We start from the raw sequence: 25,975 nt of genomic DNA, 5'->3' as shown, positions 1-25,975 counted from the left end.
TCGCGCATGACGCTCCACCACACGACCCTCGGCACTGCCGGGGGTCGTGTGCTGTTCCTGCACGGCCTCTTCGGGCAAGGCCGCAACTGGACCACCATCGCCCGTGCGCTGGAGCCGACGCACCGCGTCACCCTGGCCGACCTGCCCCACCACGGCCGTTCGGCGTGGTCGGACCACTTCGACTACGTCGAGGTCGCGGACCAGGTGGCCGAGCTGATCGGTGACGAGCCGACCGCCGTCGTCGGGCACTCGATGGGCGGCAAGGTCGCCATGATCCTGGCGCTGCTGCACCCCGCACTGGTCTCACGGCTGGTCGTCGCCGACATGTCGCCGGTCCGCTACGACCTCGGCGCCGGGGGAGGGCTGGGCCGTTTCGCGCAGGCGATGCTCGATGTCGACCTGAGCCTGGTCCGCACCCGCGAGGACGCCGACGCCCTGCTCGCCCCTGCCGTCACCGACCCGACGGTCCGCAGCTTCCTGCTCCAGAACCTGCGCCGCGACAGCGGTACGCCGAGCGGTTGGTCCTGGCAGCCCAACCTCGAGGTCCTCGCTCGCGACATGAGCACGATCGCCGACTGGCCCGAGGACCGGCTGGCGGGCGCCCCGGCGTACGGCGAGCCCACGCTGTGGCTCGCCGCCGGCGAGTCGGGCTACGTCCGCGAGGAGTACGCCGCCGCGATGGACCGTTGGTTCCCCCGCAACCGCAAGGTCGTGGTGAAGGGCGCCGGGCACTGGCTGCACGCCGACAAGCCCGAGCTCGTCACCGAGATCCTGCGCCGCTTCCTCGACGCCTGAGCGTCCCTCAGAGGAGCCAGAAGCGCCGCCTGTGGCCGGCTTGAGGCGCTGGTGACGCCTTTGCCCGAGCCCGGGTGGGCAGTGGACCTCGTCACTCGATTGCTTCTGTGGTTCCGCCGCACGCGGCCGCCAAGGCAACGGCGACCTGGTGCGCGGCGTCGCCCCAGAGGGCGCACGGAATCGTCTTCACCTCGTCGTACGGATCGTCGACGAGCTGGATGCAGAGCCTCGGCAGATCCGGATACGGCGGCGAGAACAGCAGCTCCCGTGGCCCCAGCTTCGGACCGAGACGCAGGCATCTGATCCGCTCGACGGGTTCGTCGAAGACCACCTTCGAACGCCGGACGACTCGGAGGCGTACGCCGTCGCTCACGTAGACCGTCCTCGCGCTGGTGCGCCAGTAGTCCAGGCTGAAGATCGACAGCAGCACCGGGCCGGCCGCTACGAGCAGTGCGTTCACGCACTGACCGTGATCGATCGTTCCCCGCGCGGCCAGCAGGAGGATCACCAATTCAGCGGTCGCTGAGGTCGCCAGGCCGATTCGGGCGTACAGCCAGATCAGCCATCGATCGCTGCTGACCGTCACGACCTCGCGCCCGTCAGGAGACGTCGAGTGAACGATCATGCGGTCGCTCCAGACGAGTGCCCGATGCCGATCAGCGCAGGTCCTGCTGCTTCACGACGACCTCGCGGAACACGAGGACGACGGCCGCGGCGACGGGGATGGCCAGCATCGCGCCGACCACGCCGAGCAGGGCAGCGCCGACCAGCGCCGCGATCACGATGACCGCGCCCGGAAGCTCGACGGAGCGGCTCATCACCCGGGGGTAGATGACGTAGTTCTCGATCTGCTGGTAGATCACGTAGAACACGATGCAGGCGATGCCGCTGGGCACGTCGGAGGCGAAGGCGATCGCGCAGACGAGCACCGCACCGATCGTCGCACCGATCATCGGGATGACGTCGAGGATCGCGACCACGAAGGCCAGTGCGACGGCGTACTCGCTGATGCCGGTGAACAGCAGGAAGATCAGCGAGGAGATGCCGGCGCAGAGAGCGACGACGAACGCGCCGGAGACGTAGCCGCCGATGTTGGCGATGATCTTGTCGCCGAGCAGCTCCACCCGGCGGCGACGCGACGCGGGCGCCAGCTGGTAGACGGCGTGGGTGGTCGTCTTGAGCGAGGCGAGGAAGTACAGCGTCAGCACGATGATGATGAAGCCGTTGAACAGCACCGACAGGATCTTCATCCCGACGCCCAACGCACCACCGAACGCGGTCGAGACGAAGTCGCCGCTGGAGACGAACTCCTTCAGCTTGCCGATGACGTCGTACTCGTCGTTGAGGCGGCGCACCGCCTCGTTGCGCTGCAGCTCGTCGAGCCAGTTCGGGACGTTCTCGGTCAGCGAGTGCACCTGGTCGGTGATGACCGGGACGATCGCCACCAGGAACAGCGTCAGCACGACCAGGGCCGCCAGGATGACGACGAGGAGCGCCCGGGAGCGCCGCAGGCCACGACGCTCGAGGGCCTCGACGCTGGGGTTCAGCCCGGCGGCGAGGAAGAACGAGACGACCACCAGCATCAGCACCGAGCTGATGCCGAGGAAGGCCTGGTAGAGGCTGTAGGCCAGCAGGGCACCCGTCGCGCCGACGAAGCCGATGAAGAACGGCGAGCGGCGGTCGAACCGTTCGCCCGGTACGCCGTACGTCGGCTCGTCCTCCGCCGGCGGGGCGGGCACCTCGGTCAAGCCGGTCTCAGCTCTCGTCCGCGCTGAAGCCCGCCACCAGGTCGGCGAGGGAGGAGAGCTGGGCGGTGATCGCGTCGCGGCGGCGGGTCAGCCGGTCGAGCTCGGCGCGCGTGGCGGACGCCTTGCGCTCGGCCTCGGCGTCGCCGGTGCCCTTGAGCGCCTCGGCCTGCGTCTTGGCGGAGGCCAGGATCTGCTCGGCCTCGTTGCGGGCGCGGGCCAGGATGCCCTCGGCCTCGGACTGGGCCGCGGCGCGGTTGGCCGAGGCCTGGCGCGACGCCTCGGCGGCGCGTTCCTCGGCGGCGTTGGCACGCTGCTCGGACTCCTCGACCAGCTTGCGGGTCTCGGCGACGGCGGTCTTGTGGTGGTCGGTGGCCTCGCGGGCGAGACGCTCCTTCTCCACGGCCAGCATCCGGCGGGCCTCCATCACCTCGCGGTCGACGGCGGCACGCGCCTGCTCCACCTCGCGCTGGACCTCGCTGCGCAGCTCGGCGGCCTCCTGGTGGGCGGCCATCTTGTGCTGGTCGGCCTCGCGGCGGGCCGCCGCCCGCATGTCCTCGGCCTCGCCCTTGGCGAGCTCGCGCTCCTGCTCGGCGTCGGTGAGCAGCCGCGAGCGGTTCTCCTCCATCTCCGACCGGTGCGCGGCGCGCAGCTCGTCGGTGTGGCGGGCCGCCTCGGCGCGCATCGCGCGGGCGTCGGCCTCGGCTTGGGCGAGGATCTCGGCCGCCTGCTGCTTGGCCGTCTGGCGGATCTCCGCGGCCTCCTCCTCGGCAAGGCGCAGCATCGCGCTGGCACGGCCGCCGAGTCCGGCGTACGACGGGGTGTCGGTCTCGGCGACGGTCTCCTTGAGCCCGGCGAGCTCCTGCTCGAGCTCGATGACGCGGCGCTCGGACTCCTCGAGGCTGGCGCCGAGGTTGGCCTTCTCGGCGGAGAGCTGGCGGATGTGGGTGTCGACGGCGGCCTTGTCGTAGCCGCCGCGGCGGACGAGGGGCAGGGCGCTGAGCGGGTTGGCCGAGGACGTCGAGGTACCGACCTGGCTCACCGACGATCGGGTCACGGCGGACGGCGCGGAGGGCGCGGGCGCGGAGGGCGCGGGCGCGGCGGGCGCAGCCGGGGCAGCGACGACGGGGGTCGCGATCACCTGGGTCTCCTCGGCCCGGGCGGCCTCGGGAGCCTGCTCGTCGGTCTCGGTCTGGGTGTCGTCCGACTCGTCGTCGAAGATGGAAAGGCCCTGGTCGCTCATCGGCGGAAGCTCCAAAGTGGCTCGGTGTTACTCGGGGTCGGGCCAATCCTCCCCGATGAACGCAACAGATCCCACCCCGGTGTCCCGGAGTGGGATCTGCTGACGTTGCTGCGGGCTCCTAGATCAGATGCCCCGGAACAGGTTGATCTTGTCGAGGTGCTTCTCGCGCATCTCGGCGTTCTTCACGCCGAGGCCCTCCTCGGGGGCCAGGCAGAGCACGCCGACCTTGCCCTGGTGCTTGTTGTGGTGCACGTCGAGCGCGGCCTGGCCGGTGTCCTCGAGGGAGTAGACGCGCGACAGGGTCGGGTGGATCTTGCCCTGCGCGACGAGGCGGTTGGCCTCCCACGACTCGCGGTAGTTGGCGAAGTGGCTGGAGACGATCTTCTTGAGGTTCATCCACAGGTAGCGGTTGTCGTACTCGTGCATGTAGCCCGAGGTCGACGCGCAGGTGGTGATGGTGCCGCCCTTGCGGGTGACGAAGACCGAGGCGCCGAAGGTCTCGCGACCCGGGTGCTCGAAGACGATGTCGATGTCCTCGCCGCCGGTGAGCTCGCGGATGGCAGCACCGAAGCGCTTCCACTCCTTCGGGTCCTGCTTGGTGCCCTCGTCGTTCCAGAACTTCGGAGCGAGCTCGGAGCGGTTGATCACCATCTCGGCGCCCATGTTGCGCACGATCTGGGCCTTCTCCTCGTTGGAGACGACGCAGACCGGGTTGGCGCCACCGTTGAGGGCGTACTGCGTGGCGAAGCCACCGAGGCCGCCGGAGGCGCCCCAGATCAGGACGTTGTCGCCCTGCTTCATGCCGCCGCCGTTCTTGGAGACCAGCTGGCGGTACGCCGTGCAGTTGACCAGGCCGGGGGAGGCGGCCTCTTCCCAGGTGAGGTGCTCGGGCTTCGGCATGAGCTGGTTGGCCTTGACCATGGCGACGTCGGCGAGGCCGCCGAAGTTGGTCTCGAAGCCCCAGATGCGCTGGCTCGGGTCCATCATCGTGTCGTTGTGGCCGTCGGGGGCCTCGAGCTCGACGGAGAGGCAGTGCGCGACGACGCGGTCGCCGGCCTTCCACTTGGTCACGCCGGGGCCGACGGCCAGCACGACGCCGGAGAGGTCGGAGCCGACGATGTGGTGGTCGAGGTTGTGGCGCGCGCCGAGGTCCGACTCGCGGCCGTAGCGCTCGAGGAAGCCGAACGTGGAGACGGGCTCGAAGATCGAGGTCCACACGGTGTTGTAGTTGATGGCGGAGGCCATGACGGCGACGATCGCCTCGCCCGGGCCCAGCTCGGGCATCGCGACCTCGTCGAGGTGCAGCGACTTGCGGGGGTCCTTGTCGCGGGACTGGACGCCCTCGAACATGTCGACCTCGTCCTTGTGGACGGTGACGGCGCGGTAGGACTCCGGGAGCGCCAGGTTGGCGAACTCCTCGGGACTGGCTTCGGCCTGGATGGCGTCGAGGATGTGCTGCACGGTCGTCGTCTCCCTAACGGATGCGGAATCGGGGGTGGCAATACGGCCGTCGCGGAGGTTACCGGTCGTTAACCGGTTGTGGGTGCGTTCGTGAGGGCCGTCTCATCGGTTGCCCGCCATGCGGACACGCATGGGCCACGATAGAGCCGTGGTCGACCTCAATGCAGATGTGGGCGAGTCGTTCGGACGCTGGACGCTCGGCGACGACGCCGCCCTCCTCCCGCACCTCACCTCGGCGAACGTGGCCTGCGGGTTCCACGCGGGAGATCCGCTCACGCTCCGGCGTACGGTCGCGATGTGCGTGGCGCACGGCGTCACGATCGGCGCCCAGGTCGGCTACCGCGACCTTGCCGGGTTCGGCCGCCGCTTCATCGCGATGTCGCCGGCCGAGCTGACCGCGGACGTGCTCTACCAGCTCGGCGCCCTCGACGGGCTGGCGCGAGTGGCCGGCACGTCGGTGCGCTACCTCAAGCCGCACGGTGCGCTCTACCACGCGGTCAACCAGCGGCCCGAGCAGTCGCAGGCGGTGATCGACGCCGTCGTCGAGTACGGCGGCCTGCCGGTCATGGGCCTGCCCGGCTCGCCCTTCCTGCTGCTGGCCGAGGCGGCCGGCCTGACCGTGGTGACCGAGGGCTTCGCCGACCGCGGCTACCTCCCGGACGGTGGACTGGTGCCCCGCGGCCAGGCGGGTGCGCTGCTCGAGTCGCCCTCCGAGGCCGCCGCTCAAGCGGTGTCGCTGGCGCCGGCGGTCGACTCGCTCTGCGTGCATGGCGACTCCCCGGGCGCGGTGGCCATCGCGGCTGCCGTCCGCGCCGCGCTGTCGGAGTCCGGCGTGGAGGTCGCGGCCTTCGCATGAGGCTCCTCCCGTACGGCGACCGCGCCCTCCTCGTCGAGCTCGCCTCGACCGACGAGGTCGTCGCCCTCACCGACCTCCTGCGCTCCTCGCCGTCGGTCGCCGAGGTCGTCGCGGACGTCGTACCCGGTGCGCGGACCGTGCTCCTCAAGGCGCGCCCGGGGGTGTGGGTCGAGCGCCTGCGGGCGGTGGTCCCTGACGAAGAGCACGACTTCCCCCGTCAGAAGTGTGCTCTTCGTCAGGGACTACCCGACGTCGTCATCCCCACCACGTACGACGGCCCCGACCTGGTCGAGGTCGCCCGGCTGACGGGTCTCGACGAGGCCGAGGTCGTGCGGGCACACGGGGAGAGTGAGTGGCGGGTGGCGTTCGGCGGGTTCGCTCCGGGGTTCGCCTACCTGGTCGGAGGCGACGCGAGGCTGACGGTGCCGCGGCGCGACACCCCGCGGACGAGGGTGCCGGCGGGGGCCGTCGGGCTCGCGGGGGAGTTCAGCGGGATCTACCCGCGCGAGTCGCCGGGCGGGTGGCAGCTGATCGGGCGGACCGACGCCGTCCTCTGGGACCTCGCGCGCGACGAGCCCGCGCTGCTGCGGGCCGGTGCCACGGTCAGGTTCGAGGCGCTCGATGCGTGAGCTGGTCGTCCACGCCGTCGGCGGGCCAGTGCTCGTCCAGGACGCCGGCCGGCCCGGGCATGCCGCGATCGGGGTGGGGGCGAGCGGTGCGGCCGACGTCTCGGCGTACGACCTCGGCAACCGGCTGCTCGGCAACGCACCCGGTGCCGCTGCGCTCGAGGTCGTCCTCGGTGGCCTCGAGGTCGAGGCGACGGCGACATCCTGGGTCTGCGTCACCGGTGCGCCCGTGCAGCTGAGCATCGACGGCCGCGCGGAGCCGTCCGGTGCGATCGTCGCGCTGCGGCCCGGTCAACGACTGCGGCTCGGGGTCCCGCCCACCGGCCTGCGCTCCTACCTCTGCATCCGCGGCGGCGTGGACGTCGCGCCGGTCCTCGGCTCCCGCTCCACCGACACGCTCTCGGCGATCGGCCCGCGGCCGGTCGCCGTCGGCGACCGCCTGCCGGTCGGTCGCCAGGTCGCCGGCGACATCATCGTCGACGCCGTCCCGCTGAGGTCGTACGCCGAGTGCCCGGTCCTCCGGGTGGTGCCGGGGCCGCGTGCCGGGTGGATCGCCGAACCCGCCCTGCTCACCCGCACCCGATGGGTCGTCGGCGGCAAGAGCGACCGGGTCGGCGTACGGCTCGAGGGCGGCCGCCTCGTCCTTCAGGACCCGGAGCGGCAGCTGCCCAGCGAGGGCGCGACCAGGGGCGCGATCCAGGTGCCTCCGAGCGGCGAGCCGATCGTCTTCGGGCCGGACCACCCGGTGACGGGTGGCTATCCCGTCGTCGGCGTCGTCGTGGAGGAAGACACCGACCGCCTCGCCCAGCTGAGGCCGGGGGAGACGGTCGGGTTCAGGTGGGTGTCGGAATCACCGGTTCACCGGTGAAAGCTGAACTTCCAGACCAATGCAATGGGGTGGAAGTTCAGGAATCACCGGTGAACCGGGGATTCCTGCGCACCGGAGTGACCAGCGTGCTCAGTGGTGCGCGGCGTCCGCGGCCGGCTCGACGAGCTCGACGAGCACGCCACCAGCGTCCTTGGGGTGGATGAAGTTGACCCGGCTGTTCGACGTGCCGCGCTTCGGGACGTCGTAGAGCAGCCGCAGGCCACGCTCGCGCAGGGTCGCGCAGACCGCGTCGATGTCCGCGACGCGGTAGGCGAGCTGCTGGAGACCGGGGCCCGACTTGGCCAGGAACTTGCCGATCGTCGACTCCGGCGAGAGCGGGGCGAGCAGCTGGATGCAGGAGTCGGTGTCGCCGACGCGGACCATGGCCTCGCGGACGCCCTGCTCCTCGTTGGTCTCCTCGTGGGCCACGGTCATGCCGTATACCTCGGTGTAGAACTTCATCGCCTCGTCGAGGTCGGGGACGGCAATGCCGACGTGGTCGATGGCGGTGAACAGGTGCTGGACGTCGCTCAGGCTCATGGGGCCATCATGCCGCGAGGCCGGCGTACGTCGTCCAGCGCGAGCCTGTGACGAGAGCCTCACGCGGTGGGGGACGAGACCCCTGCCCGACGCGCGTTGAGCCCGAGTACAGTCGCAAAAGTTCACTGGTTCGCCTTCCACGGAGGAAACATGTCCGACAACCCCAACGTCATCGTCGCCGGCGCGCGTACGCCGATCGGCCGCCTCATGGGTGGTCTCGCGTCCCTCTCCGCCGCCGACCTCGGTGCCGTCGCCATCAAGGGCGCTCTGGAGAAGGCCGGCGTCTCGGCGGACCAGGTCGACTACGTGATCATGGGCCAGGTCATCCAGGCCGGTGCCGGCCAGAACCCGGCGCGCATGGCCGCGCACGGCGCCGGCATCCCGATGAACGTCCCGACCATCACCATCAACAAGGTGTGTCTCTCGGGCCTCAACGCCATCGGCCAGGCCTCCCAGATGATCGCCTCCGGCGAGGCCGAGATCGTCGTCGCCGGTGGCATGGAGTCCATGACCAACGCCCCGCACCTGCTCCCCAAGTCGCGTGACGGCTTCAAGTACGGCGACACCACGCTCGTCGACTCGATGGTCTACGACGCGCTCTTCGACCAGTTCACCAAGCAGGCCATGATCAACCTGACCGACACCTGCAACGCGGCGTCGGACAAGTTCACCCGCGAGGAGCAGGACGCGATCTCGGCCCGCTCGCACCAGCGTGCCGCCGAGGCGCAGAAGAACGGCGTCTTCGACGACGAGATCGTCCCGGTCACCATCTCCAGCCGCCGCGGCGACGTCGTCGTGAGCCAGGACGAGGGCGTCCGCGCCGACACCACCACCGAGTCGCTCGCCGGCCTCCGCCCGGTCGTCAAGGACGGCACCATCACCGCCGGCTCGGCCTCGCAGATCTCCGACGGTGCCGCTGCGGTCGTCGTGATGAGCAAGGCCAAGGCCGAGGAGCTGGGCCTCACCTACCTCGCCGAGATCGTCGCGCACGGCCAGACCGCGGGTCCGGACTCCAGCCTCCAGCTGCAGCCCGCCGCCTCCACGGCCAAGGCGCTCGAGAAGGCCGGCCTGCAGGCCAGCGACCTCGACCTGGTCGAGTTCAACGAGGCCTTCGCCGCGGTCGGCATGGCGTCGGCCAAGGAGCTCGGCATCTCCGACGAGATCGTCAACGTCAACGGTGGCGCGATCGCGCTGGGTCACCCGCTCGGCATGTCCGGCGCCCGCGTGGTCCTGCACCTCGCCAACGAGCTCAAGCGTCGCGGTGGTGGCACCGGCGCCGCCGCTCTCTGCGGCGGTGGCGGCCAGGGCGACGCGATGATCGTGCGCGTCCCCAAGGCCTGAGGCTTGACCAACAGCAACATCCAGGGCGGCCGCCGCGGTGTCACCGCGGCGGCCGTTCCTGACTTGGTGGCCTCGGCACGCGAGGGCAACGCCCGCGCCGTCGGCCGGCTGGTCTCGCTCGTCGAGGACGAGTCCGCGCTCCTGCCCGACCTGATGCGCACCCTCGCGCCGTACGCCGGCAAGGCACATGTCGTGGGCCTGACCGGCGCACCGGGCGTGGGCAAGTCGACCTCGACCAACGCCCTGGTCGGTGAGCTGCGCAAGCGCGACCTCCGGGTGGCCGTCCTCGCGGTGGACCCGTCCAGCCCGTTCTCGGGCGGCGCGCTGCTGGGCGATCGGATCCGCATGGGCGACCACGTCCTGGACCCGGGGGTCTTCATCCGTTCGATGGCCGCGCGCGGCCACCTCGGCGGCCTGTCCTGGGCCGCCCCGCAGGCGATCCGTGTGCTGGACGCCTGCGGCTTCGACGTCGTGCTCGTCGAGACGGTCGGCGTCGGTCAGAGCGAGGTCGAGATCGCCGGTCTCGCCGACTCCACCGTCGTGCTGCTCGCGCCCGGGATGGGCGACGGCATCCAGGCCGCCAAGGCCGGCATCCTCGAGATCGGCGACCTGTACGTCGTCAACAAGGCCGACCGAGACGGCGCCCAGAAGGTACGCCGTGACCTGCGCGGCATGCTCGGCCTGGCCGAGCGTCGCGAGGGCGCGTGGAAGCCGCAGGTCCTGCTGACCACGGCCTCCACCAACACCGGTGTCGACGAGGTCGTCGACGCGCTCATGGAGCACCGCGCGCACCTCGAGTCGACCGGCGAGGGCGCGGCGCGCAAGGTACGCCGCAGCCGCGAGGAGATCGAGGCGCTGGCGATGACCTCGCTGCGCCGTCGCTGGGGATCGCTCGGCAGCACCGACCTGCTCGACGAGCTCGCCCGGGAAGTCGTGTCCGGTGCCAGCGACCCCTACACCGCGGCCGACCGGCTGCTCGCGGAGATCAGCGGCGCCTAGCGGCCTTCCGCGGGTCGTAGCCCGCCGGCCGCACCACGTGGCCGTGCGCGTCGAGCCCGACGAAGCAGTAGCCCAGGTGACGGGCCCGCCGGACGACCAGCGGCACCGCCTTGATCGAGATGTGCGAACGCGCGACGCCGTCGTGCTGGAGCACGAGGTTGTCCTGGCCCGGCCGCAGCGCGGCCACGATGCGGTGCGCGATCTGCCGGGCGTCGCCGTACTTCCAGTCCATCGAGTCGATGGTCCACAGCACCGGCCACAGCCCGAGCGAGCGGACCACGTGGTGCACGCGTACGTCGATCGCGCCGTACGGCGGGCGCATCAGGTGTGTCGGGGGGAGACCCGCCCGCAGGAGTGCGTGCGTGGTGCGGCCGAGCGCGCTGCGCACCTGGCGGTCGCTCTGCAGCTCCAGGTCGACGTGCTCCCAGGTGTGGTTGCCGATCGCGAAACCGGCGTCGGCCACGGCACGGGCGGTGCCGGCGTACGCCTGGACGCGCCAGCCGACCATGAAGAACGCCGCTGGGGCGTGCAGCGCGACGAGGGAGTGGAGCAGGCGCTCGGTGACACCGGGCTGCGGGCCGTCGTCGAAGGTCAGCGCGACCAGCCCGCGGCAGTGCGATCCGTCGACGGGAGTGGTCTCCGGCGACGTCGGGTGCACGGCGGCCTGGGCCGCGACGGGTCGCGCGAGCGCGACGGGGCGCCGCGCCGACGAGGTCGACGCACCGCCGCCACCGAAGGCGAGGGCGAGCACGATCGTTGCGAGGAGCGCCGTCAGCAACGGGATCCGAAGCCGGGATGGCACGGCCCAAGGATCCTCTGCCGGAGGCGTCGGCGCAGGGAGATCGGAGAGATCGCGGTGTCGTGTCCGCCACTGCGGAGCTCGGTGGTGGGTGGCTGCGAGGATGGAGGGGTGCGTGACGTCGTCATCCTCGGATCCACCGGTTCGATCGGTACCCAGGCCCTCGACCTGGTCCGGGCCAACCCCGACCGGTTCCGGGTCGTCGGGCTGACCGCCGGCGGCGGCAACCCCGACCTGTTCCAGCGCCAGGTCGCGGAGTTCACGCCGGCCGTGAGCGGACTGGGGGAGCAGGCCAGCATCGAGGCCGCGGCGTACGACTGCGACGTGGTGCTCAACGGCATCACCGGCGCCGTCGGCCTCCGGCCGACGCTGGCGGCCCTCGACGCCGGCAACACCCTCGCGCTCGCGAACAAGGAGAGCCTGGTCATGGGTGGCCCGCTCGTCCTCGAGCGCGCGAAGCCGGGCCAGATCGTGCCGGTCGACTCCGAGCACAGCGCGCTGGCCCAGTGCCTGCGCGTCTCCACCGGTGACGGCACCCACGACTACCGGGACGTACGCCGGCTCGTGCTCACCGCCAGCGGCGGACCGTTCCGGGGCCGGACCCGCGCCCAGCTCGAGGACGTCACGCCGGAGCAGGCCGGCAACCACCCGACGTGGGACATGGGCCCGGTCATCACCATCAACTCCGCGACCCTGGTCAACAAGGGCCTGGAGGTCATCGAGGCCCACCTGCTGTTCGGCATCCCGTTCGACCGGATCGACGTCGTGGTGCACCCGACCTCGGTGGTGCACTCGATGGTCGAGCTCGTCGACGGCTCGACGATCCTGCAGGCCAGTCCGCCGACCATGCTGATCCCCATCGCGCTCGGCCTGGACTGGCCCGACCGGGTGCCCGAGGCCGCTCCGGCCGTCGACTGGTCCCGACCCGAGACGTGGGAGTTCTTCCCGCTCGACGACGCGGCGTTCCCCGCGGTCGGCCTGGCCCGCACCGCGGGCGCAACGGGCGGCACCGCCCCGGCCGTCTACAACGCGGCCAACGAGGTCGCCGTCGACGCCTTCCGCAACGGACGGCTCCGGTTCACCCAGATCGTCGACACGATCGGCGACGTGCTCGCCGCCCACGACGTACGCTCGGGAGAGGCGCTGGGCGTCGACGACATCGTCGCCGCCGACGCCTGGGCCCGCGAGGCCGCGGCCCGCACGATCCAGACCCGAGGTGACCGATGACCGCCCTGCTGTACGCCGCCGGCGTGCTGATCTTCGTGCTCGCGATCGCCGCGTCGATCGGTCTGCACGAGCTCGGCCACCTGATCCCGGCGAAGGCGTTCGGCGGGAAGGTCACCCAGTACTTCATCGGCTTCGGGCCGACGGTGTGGAGCAAGCAGGTCGGCGAGACCGAGTACGGCCTCAAGGCCGTCCCCCTGGGTGGGTACGTCAAGATCGTCGGGATGCTGCCCCCGGGCGCGACCGACCTCGCCGACGAGGCCGCGGTCGACGCCGACGGCAACCAGGTCCTCCGGGTCCGCAAGTCCAACACGGGCCTGTTCACGCAGCTCATCTCCGACGCGCGCGTGGCCGAGTGGGAGAACATCCGGCCCGAGGACCACGACCGCCTCTTCTACCGGATGCCCTGGTGGAAGAAGGTCGTCGTGATGGTCGGCGGTCCGACCATGAACCTGGTCATCGCCTTCACCATCTTCGCCTCGGTCTTCGCGACCTACGGCAACAAGGGCGACGAGCACACCGGCATCACCGTCGAGCGAGTGATCCCCTGCGTCGTCCCGCTCAGCGAAGACGGCCGGGTCTGCACCCCGGCGGAGCTGAGCAAGCACCCGACGCCGGCGTACGCCGCGGGCATCCGGACCGGTGACCGGATGGTCTCCTTCAACGGCACCAGGATCGCCGACTGGAGCCAGTTCAACTCCCTGATCCGCGCGAACGGCACCCGTCGCGCGACGATCGTGGTCGCCCGTGGGGGCCACGACGTGACCATCCGCACCACGACCACGGTGCGTCCGCCCGACCACGCGGGCCAGCTGGTGAACAAACGCGTCGGCTTCCTCGGTGTCGTGCCGACCTCCGACCCCACCACCGGCGGCCCGCTCTACACGCTGCAGCAGATGGGCCGGATGACCAAGGACGTCGTCACCTCGCTGGCCACGCTCCCGGTCAAGGTCTGGGGCGTAGCGAAGGCGATCGTCGGCATCCAGAAGCGTGATCCGGCCGGGCCGATCAGCATCGTCGGCGGCGGCCGGCTCGCGGGGGAGACCGCCGCGAACCACGACATCCGCATCCAGGACAAGGCCCTGTCCCTCCTGATGCTGATCGCCGGCTTCAACTTCTTCATCGGCATGTTCAACCTGGTGCCGCTGCTGCCCCTGGACGGCGGCCACATCGCCAGCGCCCTGTGGGAGGCCGTACGCCGCGGCCTCGCGCGGCTGCGTCGTCGCCCCGACCCCGGGTACGTCGACGCCGCCAAGCTGCTCCCGGTCGCGTACGTCGTCGCGGGTGCCATGTTGGTGATGGGCGTCGTGCTGATCGTCGGCGACCTCGTCGTGCCCGTCCACATCACGTCCTGACCGACCCACGACGTCGAGCCGGTCCGGTGATCGAGCCCGCCGAGACCCCGCGCACTAGGCTGGAGCCATGACTGCCATCGGCTTGGGAATGCCCTCCGCTCCGGCGCCCGTCCTCGCTCCGCGTCGCCCGACGCGGCAGATCCAGGTGGGCAAGGTGGGCGTGGGCAGCGACCACCCGATCTCGGTGCAGTCGATGACGACCACGCTCACCAGCGACGTCAACACCACGCTCCAGCAGATCGCCGAGCTGACCGCCGCGGGCTGCGACATCGTGCGCGTGGCGTGCCCGAGCCAGGACGACGCCGACGCGTTGCCCGAGATCGCCAAGCACTCGCAGATCCCGGTGATCGCCGACATCCACTTCCAGCCGAAGTACGTCTTCGCTGCGATCGAGGCGGGCTGTGCCGCCGTACGCGTCAACCCCGGCAACATCAAGAAGTTCGACGACCAGATCAAGGAGATCGCGGCCGCGGCGAACGACCACGGCACGAGCATCCGGATCGGCGTCAACGCCGGCTCGCTCGACAAGCGCCTGCTGGAGAAGTACGGCAAGGCCACGCCCGAGGCGCTCGTCGAGAGCGCGATCTGGGAGGCCGGCCTGTTCGAGGAGCACGGCTTCCGCGACTTCAAGATCTCGGTCAAGCACAACGACCCGGTCGTCATGGTCCGCGCCTACGAGCTGCTCGCCGAGGCCGGCGACTGGCCGCTGCACCTCGGCGTGACCGAGGCCGGCCCGGCGTTCCAGGGCACCATCAAGTCCGCCACCGCCTTCGGCGCGCTGCTGAGCAAGGGCATCGGCGACACGATCCGCGTCTCCCTCTCGGCCCCGCCGGTGGAGGAGGTCAAGGTCGGCATCCAGATCCTGCAGAGCCTGAACCTGCGCCCGCGCAAGCTCGAGATCGTCTCGTGCCCGAGCTGCGGCCGCGCCCAGGTGGACGTCTACACACTGGCCGAGCGTGTCACCAAGGGCCTCGAGGGCATGGAGGTCCCGCTGCGCGTGGCCGTCATGGGCTGCGTCGTCAACGGTCCCGGGGAGGCCCGTGAGGCCGACCTCGGTGTCGCCTCCGGCAACGGCAAGGGGCAGATCTTCGTCAAGGGCGAGGTCATCAAGACCGTTCCCGAGTCCGAGATCGTGGAGACGCTGATCGAGGAGGCGATGAAGCTCGCCGAGACGATGGAGCCCGTCGACGGCGCCGGCGCCGAGGTCAGCGTCGGCTGATGTCGTCCGGGGTCAGCGCCAGGCCCTGACGTAGTCGACCTGGTACTTCGCCGGCAGCACCGTCTCGGCGGTGGGGTGGTTCCACGATGCCGGAGCGTCGACCGCCATGTTCAAGATGATGTTGAACGGCTTGTCGAAGGGCTGCGGGGCGACGAACGGGTAGCCGGGCTTCCACGTACGCCGGAAGCAGGTGGTGCCGTCGATGGCGAACCGGATCAGGGTCGGCGTCCACACCGTGGTGTAGCTGTGCCACGCGGTCGGGTCGGCGACGACGCAGCCGGCGCCGGAGTCGGCTGCCGTTGTGCTGCCGCGGTAGTGCAGCGTGGGCCGCACGTGGGTCGGGTCCTTGGACCACCACTCGGCCGAGTCGATCTCACCGGACGCGGGCCAGCGGCCGTAGGTCATCTTCGCCGGGTAGAGCCAGTACCCGCCGTGCAGCCCGGGCCCGTTCTGCGGGTAGCGGGCGCGGACCTCGAACCGCCCGTAGGTCTGGGAGAAGCGCCCGACGGTCCCGATGTGGCCACCGGTGTAGGTCGTGGAGAACCCGCCGGCGCCCGAGCGGCAGTAGAAACGGCGTCCGCTGGCTGCGGTCAGGTCGAGATGGCCCCCGGTCACGGCGACGTTCTGGGTCATGAAGCAGGTGTTGCCCACCCGGAAGCCACTCTTCGCGGTCGAGCTGACCAGCCACTTGCTGGTGTCGATCGCGACCCCGCTGAAGTTGTCCGCGAAGCTGCACTGCCACGCGCTGCCGTTGGAGCGGCGGATCACCGGGCCGCACCCGTCCACCGCCGTACGCGCAGCGGTCGTCCGGCCGGACGTGGCCTGAGCGGGGGAGGGCGAGCCGGGCAGCACCGTCAGCGTGACGGTCGCGGCCAACGCGACGAGTGCAGCGGGAAGCAGGACGAAGCGACGACGTACGGCGGCCAAGGGGTCTCCTGAGGGCGGAAGCGGGCGGGGCAAGTGGTGGGGCTCAGCGCCAGGCCCGCGCCCAGTCGACCTGGTAGGTCGCGGGGAACCGGGAGGTGTCGTCGATGTAGTTCCCGCGGTTGCCGTTGCCGACCGCCATGTTCAGGATCATCGTGAACGGCTGGTCGAACGGCTGCGGCGCGACGAACGGCGCGTCCGGCTGGACGGTACGCCGGAAGCAGGTGTTGTTGTCGATGCTGAACCGCATCTCCTTGTGGGTCCACACCAGCGTGTACGTGTGCCATCGGTAGGGCGTCGAGGTGAAGCACTTCCAGCCGTTGTCGACGTGCCAGTCGCTGCCGCGGTAGTGCAGGCCGGGCACCACCTGGCGCGGGGTGTTCGACCACCACTCGGAGACGTCGAGCTCGCCCGAGTTCGGCCACTTGCCGTAGACCTGCTTCTGCGGGTACATCCACAGGCCGGCCTTGAGCCCCGAGCCGTTGTCGGGGTAGCGGGAGCGGACCGAGAATCGTCCGAAGGCCTGCGCGAACTTGCTCCAGGTGGCGATGTGGGCGCCGGTGTAGCGCGTGAAGAAGCCGACGATCAGCGGCCCGCCGCCGCAGTAGAACTCGTGGCCCATGTCCTTGGTCGTCAGGCTGAGGTGTCCGTTGCCGACCGCGACGTTGTCCTTGGTGAAGCAGGTCTTGCCGATCCTGAAGCCCGTCTTCGCGGTCTCGCCGATCACCCAGTTGTTGCCGTTGAGGGTGGTCCCGCCGAAGTCGTCACCGAACGTGCAGTGCCACGGCGATCCGTCGCCCTTGTGGATCGCGGTCCCGCAGTACGGCGCGGTGCTGCGGGCCGAGGTCGTGGCCGCGGGGGAGGTGGGGGAGGCCGACGCGGTGCGTCCGGGCGCGGCGAGCGCGACGGCCGTGACGAACGTGGCCAGGGCGGCGAAAAAGGCGCGACGGCGGGAACGGTGGTGCATGCAAAGCTCCTCGAGAGCGCAGGCCGGCTCCCGAGACCCCCAGCGGTTTGAGCGCACAGTAGACCCGCACGGCCCCCTGGGGGAGGTGAAACGCAAAAAGAGACGCGGGCGGGGTCGGCAGCCGCCGAGCCCGCCCGCGTCGCAGGGCCTCCCGCTGGACTACTTCCAGGCCTTCACGTAGTCGACCTCGTACGTCGCCGGCAGCGTGGTCGTGCTGTCGACCAGGTTCGATCCGGTGTTGTCGACGGCCATGTTCAGGATCATGTTGAACGGCTGGTCGAACGGCTGCGGCGCCACGAGCGGGGCGTCCGGCGTCCAGCTGTCGGTGAAGCACGTGGTGCCGTCGATGGAGAACGTCATCTGGGTCGGCTCCCAGTCGAGCGTGTAGGTGTGCCACTGGGTCGGGTCGACGACCGAGCAGTTCCAGCCGGTGTCGGTGGAGGAGCTGCCGGAGTAGTGGAGCGTCGGCAGAACCATCGTCTTGGCGCTGGACCACCACTCGGCGACGTCGATCTCGCCCGAGGCAGGCCAGGCGCCGTACGCCTGCTTGGCGGGATAGAGCCAGAACCCGCCGCGCGCGCCGGGGCCGCTCTGGGGATAGCGCGCACGGACCTCGAACCGGCCGTAGGTCTGCGACCACTTGCCGACCGTGCCCATGTGGGCGCCGGCGTAGCGGGTCTGGAAGGAGCCGTACGGCGTGGTGCAGGTGAACGGCGCGCCCATGTCGCGGGCCGTGAGCCGCAGCTCGCCGTTGCCAACCGAGGCGTTGTTCGTGGTGAAGCAGGTCTGGCCGACCGTGAAGCCGCTCTGCGCGGTCGAGCTGACCAGCCACTTGCTGGTGTCGATGCTGCGTCCGGAGAAGTCGTCGTCGAACGTGCAGGCCCACCTGCCGCCGCCGGGCTTGTAGACGGCGGTGCCGCACGGGTCGGTGGTCCCGCCACCGCCGCCGCCCGGACGTGCCTCAGCGGCACCCGGGGCGGAGAGGAGCCCACCGACCACGAGGGCGGTGCCCGCCAGCACGGCGACACGCTTGCGGATCCGGGAGCTGAACGGCAGGGAGCGTGACATGGGTCGTTCCTTCGTGGGCTGGAGTGCAGGTGGTTCCCGAGGGCCGCAGACCGAGCGGCCGGGTCCAGCGTCGTGCAGCAGCCCCCATGCCCGGATCGGGTCATCGTCCCGCATCCTATGGTCATTTCGGGCCATGCCGCCTCCCCGGAGACAGCTGAGGTGGAGGTGGGGCGTGCTGGCGGCGCTGCGCACTAGGGTGGCGGCGTGCTGACCACACGTCGCGGGGTGCGGGCCCTGACCGGAGCCGATCTCGGCTCCTTCCTCGACCTCGCGCAGCAGGACCCGGTCACCAACGTCTTCGCGATCCACCGCGCGCAGACCACCAACCTCGAGCCGCGTTGGCTGGGCGGCGAGATGTGGGGCCGGTTCGAGGCCGGCGAGCTCGTCGCGGCGTGTCACCTCGGCGCCAACCTGGTGCCGGTCGAGGCCGACCCCGACGACGCGGTCGCGTTCGCGGACCGCGCGCTCGCGCACCGGCGTACGGCGTCCACGCTGGTGGGCCCGCAGGAGGCCGTCCGGCCGTTCTGGGAGCGCGTGGGCGAGCGCTGGGGGAGGCCGCGGGAGATCCGTTGGGACCAGCGACACCTGGAGATCGCCACCGCACCGGCCGTCGAGGCCGACCCCGACGTACGCCTCAGCGGCCCGTCCGATCTCGAGGTTCTCTACCCGGCCTGCGTCGCGATGTACACCGAGGAGGTCGGCGTCTCGCCGGAGTACGGCGGGTCCGACCTCTATCGTGCCCGCGTGCTGCAGCTCGTGAACCGCGGCTGGTCCTTCGCCAGGTACGCCGACGGCGAGCTGGTGTTCAAGGCCGAGGTCGCCTGTGCGACCCGGGATGCCGCGCAGATCCAGGGGGTCTGGGTGCCGCCCCACCTGCGTGGCCAGGGCCTGGCGACCGCCGGCATGGCGGCCGTCGTCGAGCAGGTGCGGGCAACCATCGCTCCCCATGTCTCGCTCTACGTCAACGACTGGAACGACGCGGCCCGCGCGGTCTATGAGACCGTCGGCTTCGTCGAGACCAACCGCTTCGCCACCATCATGTTCTGAACCGAGGAGACCCGATGACCGCACCACTCCGCACCGACGCCAAGATCGTCGCCGGCGCCTTCCTCGTCAGCGGCACCGTCCACCTGCTCAAGCCGTCGGTATTCGAGCCGCTGATGCCCTCGTGGGTGCCGGCCCACCGCGAGGTGATCGTGGGCTCGGGCGTGGCCGAGCTGCTCTGCGCCGTCGGGATGCTGAACCCGGCGACCCGGCGGGTCGCCGGCCTGGCGAGTGCCGGTCTGCTCGCGGGCGTCTTCCCGGGCAACGTCAAGATGGCGGTCGACGCGTTCCATGGCGACAACCGCGCGATGCAGGCGGCGTCCTTGGCGCGTCTGCCCCTGCAGCTCCCGATGATCCGGGGCGCGCTCCGCGCCGGTCGTTAGGCACCCTTAGCCTTGCTCCCATGACCGGGAACCTCAGCCGCATGTCCACGCTCTTCCTGCGCACGTTGCGCGAGGACCCGTCGGACGCCGAGGTTCCGAGCCACCGCCTGCTGGTGCGGGCCGGCTACATCCGCCGTGCCGCGCCGGGCATCTACACCTGGCTGCCGCTGGGCCTGCGGGTCCTGGGCAAGGTGGAGACGATCATCCGCGAGGAGATGGCGGCGATCGGTGCGCAGGAGGTGCACTTCCCCGCGCTGCTGCCCCGCGAGCCCTACGAGGCCACCAACCGCTGGACCGAGTACGGCGACGGCATCTTCCGGCTCAAGGACCGCAAGGAGGCCGACTACCTCCTCGGTCCGACCCACGAGGAGATGTTCACGCTCCTGGTCAAGGACCTCTACGGCTCCTACAAGGACCTGCCGGTCAGCCTGTTCCAGATCCAGAACAAGTACCGCGACGAGGCGCGCCCGCGGGCGGGCCTCCTGCGCGGCCGCGAGTTCGTGATGAAGGACAGCTACTCCTTCGACATCTCCGACGAGGGCCTGCAGACGTCGTACGACGCCCACCGCGCGGCGTACGTGAAGATCTTCGACCGCTTCGGCTTCGAGTACGTCGTCGTCAAGGCGACCTCCGGCGCCATGGGCGGCTCCGCCTCCGAGGAGTTCCTCGCCAAGGCCGAGGTCGGCGAGGACACCTACGTCCGCTGCACCACCTGCGACTACGCCGCGAACGTCGAGGCCGTCGAGGTCCGCGCCCCCGAGGCGCTCCCGTACGCCGACGCCCCGGCCGCCCACGCGGAGGCGACGCCCGCGACGCCGACCATCGCCACCCTGGTCGACCACCTCAACGAGGCCTTCCCGCGCGACGACCGTCCGTGGGCCGCCGGCGACACCCTCAAGAACGTGCTGCTCGTCCTCACCCACCCCGACGGCACGCGTGAGCCCCTGGCCATCGGCCTGCCCGGCGACCGAGAGGTCGACGTCAAGCGCCTCGAGGGCCAGCTCGAGCCCATCACCGTCGAGCCCATGGACGACGGCGAGCTGCGCAAGCACGACGCGCTGGTCAAGGGCTACATCGGCCCCGAGGTCCTGGGTGAGGAGTCCAAGAGCGGCATCCGCTACCTGGTCGACCCCCGTGTCGTCGAGGGCACCCGCTGGGTCACCGGCGCCAATGTCGACGGCTCCCACGTCATCGACCTGGTCGCGGGCCGCGACTTCACTCCCGACGGCACGATCGAGGCCGCAGAGGTCCGCGATGGCGACGAGTGCCCGCGCTGCGACGGCACCCTCGAGACCGCGCGCGGCATCGAGATGGGCCACGTCTTCCAGCTGGGCCGCAAGTACGCCGAGGCGCTCGAGCTCAAGGTGCTCGACGAGAACGGCAAGCTGGTCACCGTGACGATGGGCTCCTACGGCATCGGCGTCACCCGCGCCGTCGCCGCGATCGCCGAGGACAGCCTCGACGAGATCGGACTCTGCTGGCCACGCAACATCGCGCCGTACGACGTCCACGTGGTCGCCGCCGGCCGCGAGGAGGCCGTCTTCGCGGCTGCCGAGCAGCTCGTCGGCGAGCTCGCGGCCGCGGGCCTCGACGTCCTGTACGACGACCGCGCCGGCAAGATCAGCCCCGGCGTGAAGTTCAAGGACGCCGAGCTCATCGGCGTACCGACCATCGTGACCGTCGGCCGCGGCGTGGCCGACCCCGACAACCAGGTGATCGAGGTCAAGGACCGGCGTACCGGCGAGCGCACCGAGCTCCCGCTGGCCGATGCCGTCGCACGCATCGGCGAGATCGTCCGCGGCTGACCTGCAACTTCCGGGCGGTTCCCCGCGTCAGGAGAGGGGAGTGGGCGCTCTCGGCGCTCCTGAGCCGGAGGTTCGTCATGATCGTGAAGAGGCTGACCCTGCTGGCGGCGACGAGCCTGACCGGGCTCGTGCTCACGGGATGCGGTGCGGGCGGTCCCGTCGCGCACCCCGCCGCACCCACGACGCACCCGGTCGCCGCGACGGGCGCCGCGACGAGCGCGACCTCGAGCAGGGCGCCCGGGACGCACCCGCGCCACCCCTCGACCTTCGAGACGCCCGACCACAACATCACCTGTCGGGCGACGCCCGCGACCCGTGGTGTTGAGTGCGCCGTCTCGACCAAGCGCTGGCACGTCCCTGGTGGTGACCGCCACTGGTGCGGCCCGACCGCGCTCGAGGGGCTGGGCATGGCCAACGGCGACGAGCCCAGCTTCCTGTGCGCCACGGACGTCCTGGTCCCCGACCCGGACGAGGTGCTGGCCTACGGCCAGGTCTTCCGCGACGGCCCCATCAGCTGCTGGTCGCGCCGGTGGGGCGTCACCTGCAGCGACGGCGGCGACAACCACTTCATGGTTTCTCCGTGGACCTACCGCACCGACTGACGGGTTGAGGGTCGCGCTCGACGCGGTGGTCAGCCGATGAGCAGGCCGGTGAGGAGCGCGAGCAGCGCCTCGCGGACCTCGGCCGTGGCCCGCACCCGGTCCTCGGCCTGGGCGCAGTACAGGGCGGCCTCGTCGAGGGCGCCGACGAGGACGTGGGCGAGCGGTCGGACCGGTCGATCGGCCACCAGGCCGGCGTCGATCAGCGAGTGGAGCGCCGACTCGACGAGACCGACGCCGTAGCGGAGACCGACCTCGCGCCAGCGCTCCCAGCCCAGGACGGCGGGAGCCTCGATCAGCGCGATCCGGTGGAACTCGGGCTCGGCGCAGGTCGCGAGCCAGGCGTCGATGTTGGCACCGAGCATGGACTGGACGTCGTCGGGCGCGGCCGCCTCGATGAAGGCGTCGATCCGCTCGGCGATCTCGGACTCGACCTGCTCGAAGACAGCGGCGAAGAGCTCCTCCTTGCCGGCGAACTGGTGGTAGAGCGCGCCGCGGGTGACACCGGCCGCCTTGGCGATCTGGTCGGTCGAGAGTGCGCCGTACCCATGCTCGGCGATGAGCCCGCGCGAGGCGGCGACCAGGGCAGCACGGGTCGTCGCCGAACGTTCGGCCTGGGTCCTCTTGATTTCCATACAACCTGTCCGTAAGTTACGTACAACGTGTTCGTAACCTTAGTGGAGGCAGTCATGGGAACAGCAGGGACGCGCCGGAGCATCGAGCTTCCGGCCGGGACGGTCCACTACCGGGAGTCCGGTCCTGCCGAGGGACCGGCGGTCGTGCTCGTCCACGGCTTCCTGGTCGACGACACGCTGTGGTCCGACGTGCCGGAGCGGCTGGCGGAGCAGGGCTTCCGCACCTTCGCGCCGACCTGGCCCCTGGGCGCGCACCGGACGGCGATGCGGCCCGACGCCGACCTCTCGCCGCGTGGCGTCGCGCGCATCGTCGCTTCGTTCCTCGACGCCCTCGACCTGCGCGACGTCGTGCTGGTCGGCAACGACACGGGCGGTGCGGTCTGCCAGCTCCTCCTCGGCGTGGGGGAGGAGCGCATCGGGCGGCTCGTGCTGACCAACTGCGATGCCTTCGAGGCCTTCCCTCCGGCGCCCTTCAACGTGCTCTTCCGCGCCGCGCGTCACCCGGGCCTCGCCCGCGCGCTGATGCGGCCGATGCGGTCGGCTCGCCTCCGCAACGGCCTGCTCGGCTTCGGGCCGCTGGTCGCCCGCTCCCTCACCGCGGCGGAGACGCTCGGGTGGGTGATGCCGTACGTCGACGACGCAGGTGTGCGCGACGACGTCGCACGCTTCGCCCGGGGGTGGACGGGACGTGAGCTCGTCGACGCCGAGTCGTGGCTGTCCCGCTTCGATCGCCCGGTGCTGCTCTGCTGGGGCCCGAGCGACCGCTTCTTCACGCTCGCGCTGGGGCAGCGGCTGGCTGCTGCCTTCCCGGACGCCCGGCTGGTGGAGATCCCGGACGCGCTCACCTTCGTTGCCCTGGACCAGCCCGAGCGCCTCGCCCGCAAGATCGCCGCGTTCGCCCGGGTGCCCGCCGGGGGTGCCGCCTCGTAGGGTCGGCGGCATGAGCAGCTCACGCATCGCGGCCGTGATCTTCGACTGGGGCGGCACCCTGACGCGCTGGCACGACATCGACTTCCACGCCGAGTCGCTGGCCCTCGCGGCGGCGGTCGACCGTGCCGCGGACCATCCTTCGGTGGTCGAGCCTGTCGAGACCCACGCTCGTGCCCTGCACGAGGCCGGCAGCGTGATCTGGGGACGCAGTCGTGACCAGCAGCGCAGCGCGACCATCGCCGACCTCTTCGACGCGGCCGGGCTGCCGCACGACCCCGAGCTGCTCGGCGCCTACCACGACTTCTGGGTGCCCCACACCGAGACCGACCCCGAGGTGGGCCCGCTCTTCGAGGCCCTGCGCGCCGACGGCATCCGGGTCGGGGTGCTCAGCAACACCCTCTGGCCGCGAGCATGGCACCGCGGGGTCTTCGAGCGCGACGGCATCGACCACCTCATCGACGGCGACGTCTACTCCAGCGAGATCCCGTGGACCAAGCCGTCCCCACGCGCCTTCCAGGCAGCGATGGAGGCCGTGGGCGTCACCGAGCCGAGCGCCTGCGTCTACGTCGGTGATCGCCTGTACGACGACGTCTGGGGCGCCCAGAACGCCGGCATGCGCGCCGTCCACATCCCGCACAGCGCCATCCCGCCCGACCAGGTCGGCCACACCGAGGGCACCCCCGACGCCGTCGCCCACCGCCTCGCCGACATCGCCGCCCTCATCGCCCCCTGGCGCTGACCGCCACCGCAACCGAGCGCACCAAGCATGAGCTGCTGACCGCAAGCCGCCAACGAGCCTTGGCCCGAGCGAACGTCAACTGCGAGCGCGGCAGCGCGGCGCCGGTGGCGGCGACGCGCTCGCGCCTTGAAAAATGCCGGGGTCCGCGGCCTCGAACTCCGAGGAACTCCCGAGATGTCCCCCGAAGTACGGAGCCGCGGACCCTCGGTGACCGGGGACACGGTCCATACACGCGAGCGACGAGGTGGGGCTCGTACGCCGCGCATGCACAATCATGCAATGCATCGGCCCGATGTACACCTAGGAACGATCCTCATAAACATGCAGTGCACGAACCTGCAGAACGAGGGTCAGATGCCGGGGAACGCCTCGGGGTGCCCGCCCAGCCGGACCTCGCGGACCGCCGCGTCGAGGAGGGCATCGGTCGCCCAGGCGCGGTCGGCGCCCGTGGTGCTCCCGACGGCGAAGGCGTACGTCGCAGCGCACGACCTCTCGAGCTTCAGGGCCGCAGCGCCGATGGCGGCAGCGGTCGAGAGGTTCGCGGGGACGGCGTACGCCGGCGAGGCCGCGACGGGTTCGGCACCGAGCGCGCGGATCCGGTCGGTCACGGTGTCGCGGCGGTCGCGGTGCGCCAGGAAGGCGGCGGTCACCTGTGTGTACAGCGAGGCCTGGGCCGACTGGGAGGTCTGTGCGCCGAGGACGCTGTAGACGTAGGTCGCGGCGTGCTCGGCGGCGAGCACGTCCTGGAGCGCATTGATCGCGGGCGAGGTGCTCATGCGACCACCAGCCGCTGCCCGATCGCGGCGGCCATCGAGGCGAGCACCTGGGCGAGGGCTCCGCTCTCGACCTGGCCGGTGGCCCTGACCAACGACTGCTGCAGGCGCTCCTCGGCGGCGATGAGCGACTTCGGTGTCCCCGCGACGACCCCGGGCGCGATCCAGCCGGTGCCGAGACGGGCCAGGTGCTGCTGGTGCAGGGATGCCAGCTGGAGCGCCCAGGTCCGGTGCGCGTGGTCGTGCTTGGCCAGCTTCTGGGCCGCGGCGCGCGTGCCCGCCACCTGCCCGGCGATCTTCGCGACGAGGGCGGCGTCGGCGGCCGAGGAGTCGCCCGACTGCTTCACCGATCCGCTCCGCGGCGTGACCTCGGTCGCGTCGCAGGCAGCCAGGACGGGCAGGGCGAGGGTGGCGACGGCGGCGCCACGCAGGAGGCCGCGCCGATCGGTCGGCGGCAGGCTGATGGTCACCGGGTGAGGATAGTCGGAGGGTCACCTGACATGCCCTAGGGTTGGCTCTACAACCAGCTCGTACAACAGGACACAGGGAGACTCCCCATGGGATCGGGTAATCGATCGAATGACGCCGACCGGGTCGAGTCCCTCGTGTCAGAGCCGTTGAGCGACCTCGGCCTGGACGTCGAGGCGGTCGAGATCACGCCCGCCGGCAAGCGCCGCGTCCTGCGGATCGCCGTCGACAAGGACGGCGGCGTCTCGATGGACGACGTCGCCACTGCCACCCGGGCCCTCAACGCCCTGCTGGACGAGTCCGACGCGATGGGGGAGATGCCGTACACCCTCGAGGTCACCTCGCGGGGCGTCGACCGTCCGCTCACGCTTCCGCGCCACTGGCGCCGCAACGCCGACCGCCTGGTCAAGGTCACCCTCGCCGACGGCGAGACGGTGACCGGCCGGATCACCGCGTCCGACGACGCCACCGTGACCCTCTCGGTCGAGGGCGCCGAGCGCGCGGTGTCGTACGCCGACGTCGCCAAGGCGCTCGTGCAGATCGAGTTCAACCGCAAGGAGAAGTGACCC

General features: G+C 71.0%; 28 protein-coding genes. 16 read left to right on the top strand and 12 right to left on the bottom strand.

The window, feature by feature from the left end:
- Positions 1-6: 6 nt before the first annotated feature.
- Positions 7-795, top strand: a complete 789-nt coding sequence (locus ACYVJ3_RS12670) for an alpha/beta fold hydrolase (protein ID WP_460853372.1) — start codon at positions 7-9, stop codon at positions 793-795.
- A 91-nt stretch (positions 796-886) separates the two neighbouring features.
- Here the strand turns inward: ACYVJ3_RS12670 and ACYVJ3_RS12665 are convergent, their stop codons facing one another.
- The 4 genes from ACYVJ3_RS12665 to ccrA all read right to left on the bottom strand — a co-directional run bounded on the left by ACYVJ3_RS12665 (position 887) and on the right by ccrA (position 5,244).
- Positions 887-1,381, bottom strand: coding sequence for a hypothetical protein (locus tag ACYVJ3_RS12665; RefSeq protein ID WP_460853371.1), 495 nt, complete (start codon positions 1,379-1,381; stop codon positions 887-889).
- Positions 1,382-1,451: 70 nt separating this feature from the next.
- Positions 1,452-2,534: an AI-2E family transporter gene (locus tag ACYVJ3_RS12660; protein ID WP_460853393.1), complete on the bottom strand. Its 1,083-nt coding sequence runs from the start codon at positions 2,532-2,534 to the stop codon at positions 1,452-1,454.
- Between the two features lie 16 nt (positions 2,535-2,550).
- Positions 2,551-3,783 (bottom strand): hypothetical protein, encoded by a 1,233-nt coding sequence (locus ACYVJ3_RS12655; protein WP_460853370.1) that lies wholly within the window; start codon positions 3,781-3,783, stop codon positions 2,551-2,553.
- Positions 3,784-3,906: 123 nt separating this feature from the next.
- On the bottom strand, positions 3,907-5,244 hold the full coding sequence (gene ccrA, locus ACYVJ3_RS12650; RefSeq protein WP_460853369.1) for a crotonyl-CoA carboxylase/reductase: 1,338 nt from the start codon (positions 5,242-5,244) through the stop codon (positions 3,907-3,909).
- Positions 5,245-5,374: 130 nt separating this feature from the next.
- On the opposite strand from ccrA, the gene ACYVJ3_RS12645 reads away from it, so the two are divergent.
- The 3 genes from ACYVJ3_RS12645 to ACYVJ3_RS12635 are packed head-to-tail and all read left to right on the top strand — an operon-like array spanning position 5,375 to position 7,594.
- The gene (locus ACYVJ3_RS12645; protein ID WP_460853368.1) at positions 5,375-6,100 is read left to right on the top strand and encodes a LamB/YcsF family protein; all 726 of its coding nucleotides are present in this window, start codon (positions 5,375-5,377) and stop codon (positions 6,098-6,100) included.
- The gene (locus ACYVJ3_RS12640; RefSeq protein ID WP_460853367.1) at positions 6,097-6,729 is read left to right on the top strand and encodes a 5-oxoprolinase subunit B family protein; all 633 of its coding nucleotides are present in this window, start codon (positions 6,097-6,099) and stop codon (positions 6,727-6,729) included. Before ACYVJ3_RS12645 ends, ACYVJ3_RS12640 begins: the two co-directional genes overlap by 4 nt.
- Positions 6,722-7,594, top strand: coding sequence for a 5-oxoprolinase subunit C family protein (locus tag ACYVJ3_RS12635; protein ID WP_460853366.1), 873 nt, complete (start codon positions 6,722-6,724; stop codon positions 7,592-7,594). Before ACYVJ3_RS12640 ends, ACYVJ3_RS12635 begins: the two co-directional genes overlap by 8 nt.
- 90 nt (positions 7,595-7,684) lie before the next feature.
- Here ACYVJ3_RS12635 and mce read toward each other — a convergent pair whose 3' ends face one another.
- Positions 7,685-8,134 (bottom strand): methylmalonyl-CoA epimerase, encoded by a 450-nt coding sequence (gene mce / locus ACYVJ3_RS12630; protein ID WP_460853365.1) that lies wholly within the window; start codon positions 8,132-8,134, stop codon positions 7,685-7,687.
- 150 nt (positions 8,135-8,284) lie between these two features.
- Between mce and ACYVJ3_RS12625 the strand changes: the two genes are divergently transcribed.
- Entirely contained in the window at positions 8,285-9,475 is a 1,191-nt protein-coding gene (locus tag ACYVJ3_RS12625) for an acetyl-CoA C-acetyltransferase (RefSeq protein WP_460853364.1), read from the top strand.
- Positions 9,476-9,478: 3 nt separating this feature from the next.
- Positions 9,479-10,474: a methylmalonyl Co-A mutase-associated GTPase MeaB gene (meaB, locus tag ACYVJ3_RS12620; RefSeq protein ID WP_460853363.1), complete on the top strand. Its 996-nt coding sequence runs from the start codon at positions 9,479-9,481 to the stop codon at positions 10,472-10,474.
- On the opposite strand, the gene ACYVJ3_RS12615 is transcribed toward meaB, so the two are convergent.
- Positions 10,461-11,276 carry a polysaccharide deacetylase family protein gene (locus tag ACYVJ3_RS12615; RefSeq protein WP_460853362.1) on the bottom strand — a complete coding sequence of 272 codons (816 nt, stop codon included), beginning with the start codon at positions 11,274-11,276 and terminating at the stop codon, positions 10,461-10,463. The genes meaB and ACYVJ3_RS12615 overlap by 14 nt on opposite strands.
- A 108-nt stretch (positions 11,277-11,384) precedes the next feature.
- Here ACYVJ3_RS12615 and ACYVJ3_RS12610 point away from each other — a divergent pair, with 108 nt between their 5' ends.
- From ACYVJ3_RS12610 to ispG, 3 genes are all read left to right on the top strand, one after another.
- Positions 11,385-12,500, top strand: a complete 1,116-nt coding sequence (locus ACYVJ3_RS12610; RefSeq protein ID WP_460853361.1) for a 1-deoxy-D-xylulose-5-phosphate reductoisomerase — start codon at positions 11,385-11,387, stop codon at positions 12,498-12,500.
- The gene (locus ACYVJ3_RS12605) at positions 12,497-13,852 is read left to right on the top strand and encodes a M50 family metallopeptidase (RefSeq protein WP_460853360.1); all 1,356 of its coding nucleotides are present in this window, start codon (positions 12,497-12,499) and stop codon (positions 13,850-13,852) included. Before ACYVJ3_RS12610 ends, ACYVJ3_RS12605 begins: the two co-directional genes overlap by 4 nt.
- 67 nt (positions 13,853-13,919) lie before the next feature.
- Complete coding sequence (ispG, locus tag ACYVJ3_RS12600) at positions 13,920-15,071, top strand: flavodoxin-dependent (E)-4-hydroxy-3-methylbut-2-enyl-diphosphate synthase (RefSeq protein ID WP_460853359.1); 1,152 nt, start codon at positions 13,920-13,922, stop codon at positions 15,069-15,071.
- 12 nt (positions 15,072-15,083) lie between these two features.
- Here ispG and ACYVJ3_RS12595 read toward each other — a convergent pair whose 3' ends face one another.
- From ACYVJ3_RS12595 to ACYVJ3_RS12585, 3 genes are all read right to left on the bottom strand, one after another.
- Positions 15,084-15,998 carry a glycoside hydrolase family 16 protein gene (locus tag ACYVJ3_RS12595; protein ID WP_460853358.1) on the bottom strand — a complete coding sequence of 305 codons (915 nt, stop codon included), beginning with the start codon at positions 15,996-15,998 and terminating at the stop codon, positions 15,084-15,086.
- 43 nt (positions 15,999-16,041) lie between these two features.
- A complete protein-coding gene (locus ACYVJ3_RS12590; protein ID WP_460853357.1) occupies positions 16,042-16,962 on the bottom strand; it encodes a glycoside hydrolase family 16 protein in 921 nt (306 codons plus the stop codon).
- A 159-nt stretch (positions 16,963-17,121) separates the two neighbouring features.
- Positions 17,122-18,030: a glycoside hydrolase family 16 protein gene (locus ACYVJ3_RS12585; protein ID WP_460853356.1), complete on the bottom strand. Its 909-nt coding sequence runs from the start codon at positions 18,028-18,030 to the stop codon at positions 17,122-17,124.
- Between the two features lie 204 nt (positions 18,031-18,234).
- Here ACYVJ3_RS12585 and ACYVJ3_RS12580 point away from each other — a divergent pair, with 204 nt between their 5' ends.
- From ACYVJ3_RS12580 to ACYVJ3_RS12565, 4 genes are all read left to right on the top strand, one after another.
- Complete coding sequence (locus ACYVJ3_RS12580) at positions 18,235-19,077, top strand: GNAT family N-acetyltransferase (RefSeq protein WP_460853355.1); 843 nt, start codon at positions 18,235-18,237, stop codon at positions 19,075-19,077.
- A gap of 14 nt (positions 19,078-19,091) precedes the next feature.
- Positions 19,092-19,457 carry a DoxX family protein gene (locus tag ACYVJ3_RS12575; RefSeq protein WP_460853354.1) on the top strand — a complete coding sequence of 122 codons (366 nt, stop codon included), beginning with the start codon at positions 19,092-19,094 and terminating at the stop codon, positions 19,455-19,457.
- 20 nt (positions 19,458-19,477) lie between these two features.
- On the top strand, positions 19,478-21,262 hold the full coding sequence (locus ACYVJ3_RS12570) for a proline--tRNA ligase (RefSeq protein WP_460853353.1): 1,785 nt from the start codon (positions 19,478-19,480) through the stop codon (positions 21,260-21,262).
- 77 nt (positions 21,263-21,339) lie between these two features.
- The gene (locus ACYVJ3_RS12565; RefSeq protein ID WP_460853352.1) at positions 21,340-21,864 is read left to right on the top strand and encodes a hypothetical protein; all 525 of its coding nucleotides are present in this window, start codon (positions 21,340-21,342) and stop codon (positions 21,862-21,864) included.
- Between the two features lie 29 nt (positions 21,865-21,893).
- On the opposite strand, the gene ACYVJ3_RS12560 is transcribed toward ACYVJ3_RS12565, so the two are convergent.
- Complete coding sequence (locus ACYVJ3_RS12560; protein WP_460853351.1) at positions 21,894-22,496, bottom strand: TetR/AcrR family transcriptional regulator; 603 nt, start codon at positions 22,494-22,496, stop codon at positions 21,894-21,896.
- A 54-nt stretch (positions 22,497-22,550) separates the two neighbouring features.
- Between ACYVJ3_RS12560 and ACYVJ3_RS12555 the strand changes: the two genes are divergently transcribed.
- Together ACYVJ3_RS12555 and ACYVJ3_RS12550 are read left to right on the top strand one after the other, a co-directional pair.
- Positions 22,551-23,426 (top strand): alpha/beta fold hydrolase, encoded by an 876-nt coding sequence (locus ACYVJ3_RS12555; RefSeq protein ID WP_460853350.1) that lies wholly within the window; start codon positions 22,551-22,553, stop codon positions 23,424-23,426.
- A gap of 10 nt (positions 23,427-23,436) precedes the next feature.
- Positions 23,437-24,165 (top strand): HAD family hydrolase, encoded by a 729-nt coding sequence (locus tag ACYVJ3_RS12550; RefSeq protein ID WP_460853349.1) that lies wholly within the window; start codon positions 23,437-23,439, stop codon positions 24,163-24,165.
- Positions 24,166-24,515: 350 nt separating this feature from the next.
- On the opposite strand, the gene ACYVJ3_RS12545 is transcribed toward ACYVJ3_RS12550, so the two are convergent.
- Positions 24,516-24,941: a ferritin-like domain-containing protein gene (locus ACYVJ3_RS12545; protein WP_460853348.1), complete on the bottom strand. Its 426-nt coding sequence runs from the start codon at positions 24,939-24,941 to the stop codon at positions 24,516-24,518.
- A complete protein-coding gene (locus tag ACYVJ3_RS12540) occupies positions 24,938-25,408 on the bottom strand; it encodes a hypothetical protein (protein ID WP_460853347.1) in 471 nt (156 codons plus the stop codon). The genes ACYVJ3_RS12545 and ACYVJ3_RS12540 overlap by 4 nt, the downstream gene beginning before the upstream one ends.
- Positions 25,409-25,495: 87 nt before the next feature.
- Here ACYVJ3_RS12540 and rimP point away from each other — a divergent pair, with 87 nt between their 5' ends.
- The gene (gene rimP / locus ACYVJ3_RS12535) at positions 25,496-25,972 is read left to right on the top strand and encodes a ribosome maturation factor RimP (RefSeq protein ID WP_460853346.1); all 477 of its coding nucleotides are present in this window, start codon (positions 25,496-25,498) and stop codon (positions 25,970-25,972) included.
- Positions 25,973-25,975: the final 3 nt, after the last annotated feature.

The sequence above is a fragment of the Nocardioides montaniterrae genome, assembly GCF_054782655.1.
The sequence above is the reverse complement of the archived record's forward strand: the minus strand, read 5'-3'. Positions and strand labels throughout refer to the sequence as shown.

Coding starts and splice junctions, on each gene's coding strand:
- ACYVJ3_RS12625 (WP_460853364.1), top strand. CDS start 8,285: ATGTCCGACAACCCCAACGTCATCGTCGCCGGCGCGCGTACGCCGATC.
- ACYVJ3_RS12570 (WP_460853353.1), top strand. CDS start 19,478: ATGACCGGGAACCTCAGCCGCATGTCCACGCTCTTCCTGCGCACGTTG.
- ACYVJ3_RS12645 (WP_460853368.1), top strand. CDS start 5,375: ATGGGCCACGATAGAGCCGTGGTCGACCTCAATGCAGATGTGGGCGAG.
- ACYVJ3_RS12545 (WP_460853348.1), bottom strand. CDS start 24,941: ATGAGCACCTCGCCCGCGATCAATGCGCTCCAGGACGTGCTCGCCGCC.
- ACYVJ3_RS12560 (WP_460853351.1), bottom strand. CDS start 22,496: ATGGAAATCAAGAGGACCCAGGCCGAACGTTCGGCGACGACCCGTGCT.
- ACYVJ3_RS12605 (WP_460853360.1), top strand. CDS start 12,497: ATGACCGCCCTGCTGTACGCCGCCGGCGTGCTGATCTTCGTGCTCGCG.
- mce (WP_460853365.1), bottom strand. CDS start 8,134: ATGAGCCTGAGCGACGTCCAGCACCTGTTCACCGCCATCGACCACGTC.
- rimP (WP_460853346.1), top strand. CDS start 25,496: ATGGGATCGGGTAATCGATCGAATGACGCCGACCGGGTCGAGTCCCTC.
- ACYVJ3_RS12635 (WP_460853366.1), top strand. CDS start 6,722: ATGCGTGAGCTGGTCGTCCACGCCGTCGGCGGGCCAGTGCTCGTCCAG.
- ACYVJ3_RS12640 (WP_460853367.1), top strand. CDS start 6,097: ATGAGGCTCCTCCCGTACGGCGACCGCGCCCTCCTCGTCGAGCTCGCC.
- ACYVJ3_RS12655 (WP_460853370.1), bottom strand. CDS start 3,783: ATGAGCGACCAGGGCCTTTCCATCTTCGACGACGAGTCGGACGACACC.
- ACYVJ3_RS12670 (WP_460853372.1), top strand. CDS start 7: ATGACGCTCCACCACACGACCCTCGGCACTGCCGGGGGTCGTGTGCTG.
- ACYVJ3_RS12565 (WP_460853352.1), top strand. CDS start 21,340: ATGATCGTGAAGAGGCTGACCCTGCTGGCGGCGACGAGCCTGACCGGG.
- ACYVJ3_RS12550 (WP_460853349.1), top strand. CDS start 23,437: ATGAGCAGCTCACGCATCGCGGCCGTGATCTTCGACTGGGGCGGCACC.
- ispG (WP_460853359.1), top strand. CDS start 13,920: ATGACTGCCATCGGCTTGGGAATGCCCTCCGCTCCGGCGCCCGTCCTC.
- ACYVJ3_RS12555 (WP_460853350.1), top strand. CDS start 22,551: ATGGGAACAGCAGGGACGCGCCGGAGCATCGAGCTTCCGGCCGGGACG.
- ACYVJ3_RS12575 (WP_460853354.1), top strand. CDS start 19,092: ATGACCGCACCACTCCGCACCGACGCCAAGATCGTCGCCGGCGCCTTC.
- ACYVJ3_RS12585 (WP_460853356.1), bottom strand. CDS start 18,030: ATGTCACGCTCCCTGCCGTTCAGCTCCCGGATCCGCAAGCGTGTCGCC.
- ACYVJ3_RS12590 (WP_460853357.1), bottom strand. CDS start 16,962: ATGCACCACCGTTCCCGCCGTCGCGCCTTTTTCGCCGCCCTGGCCACG.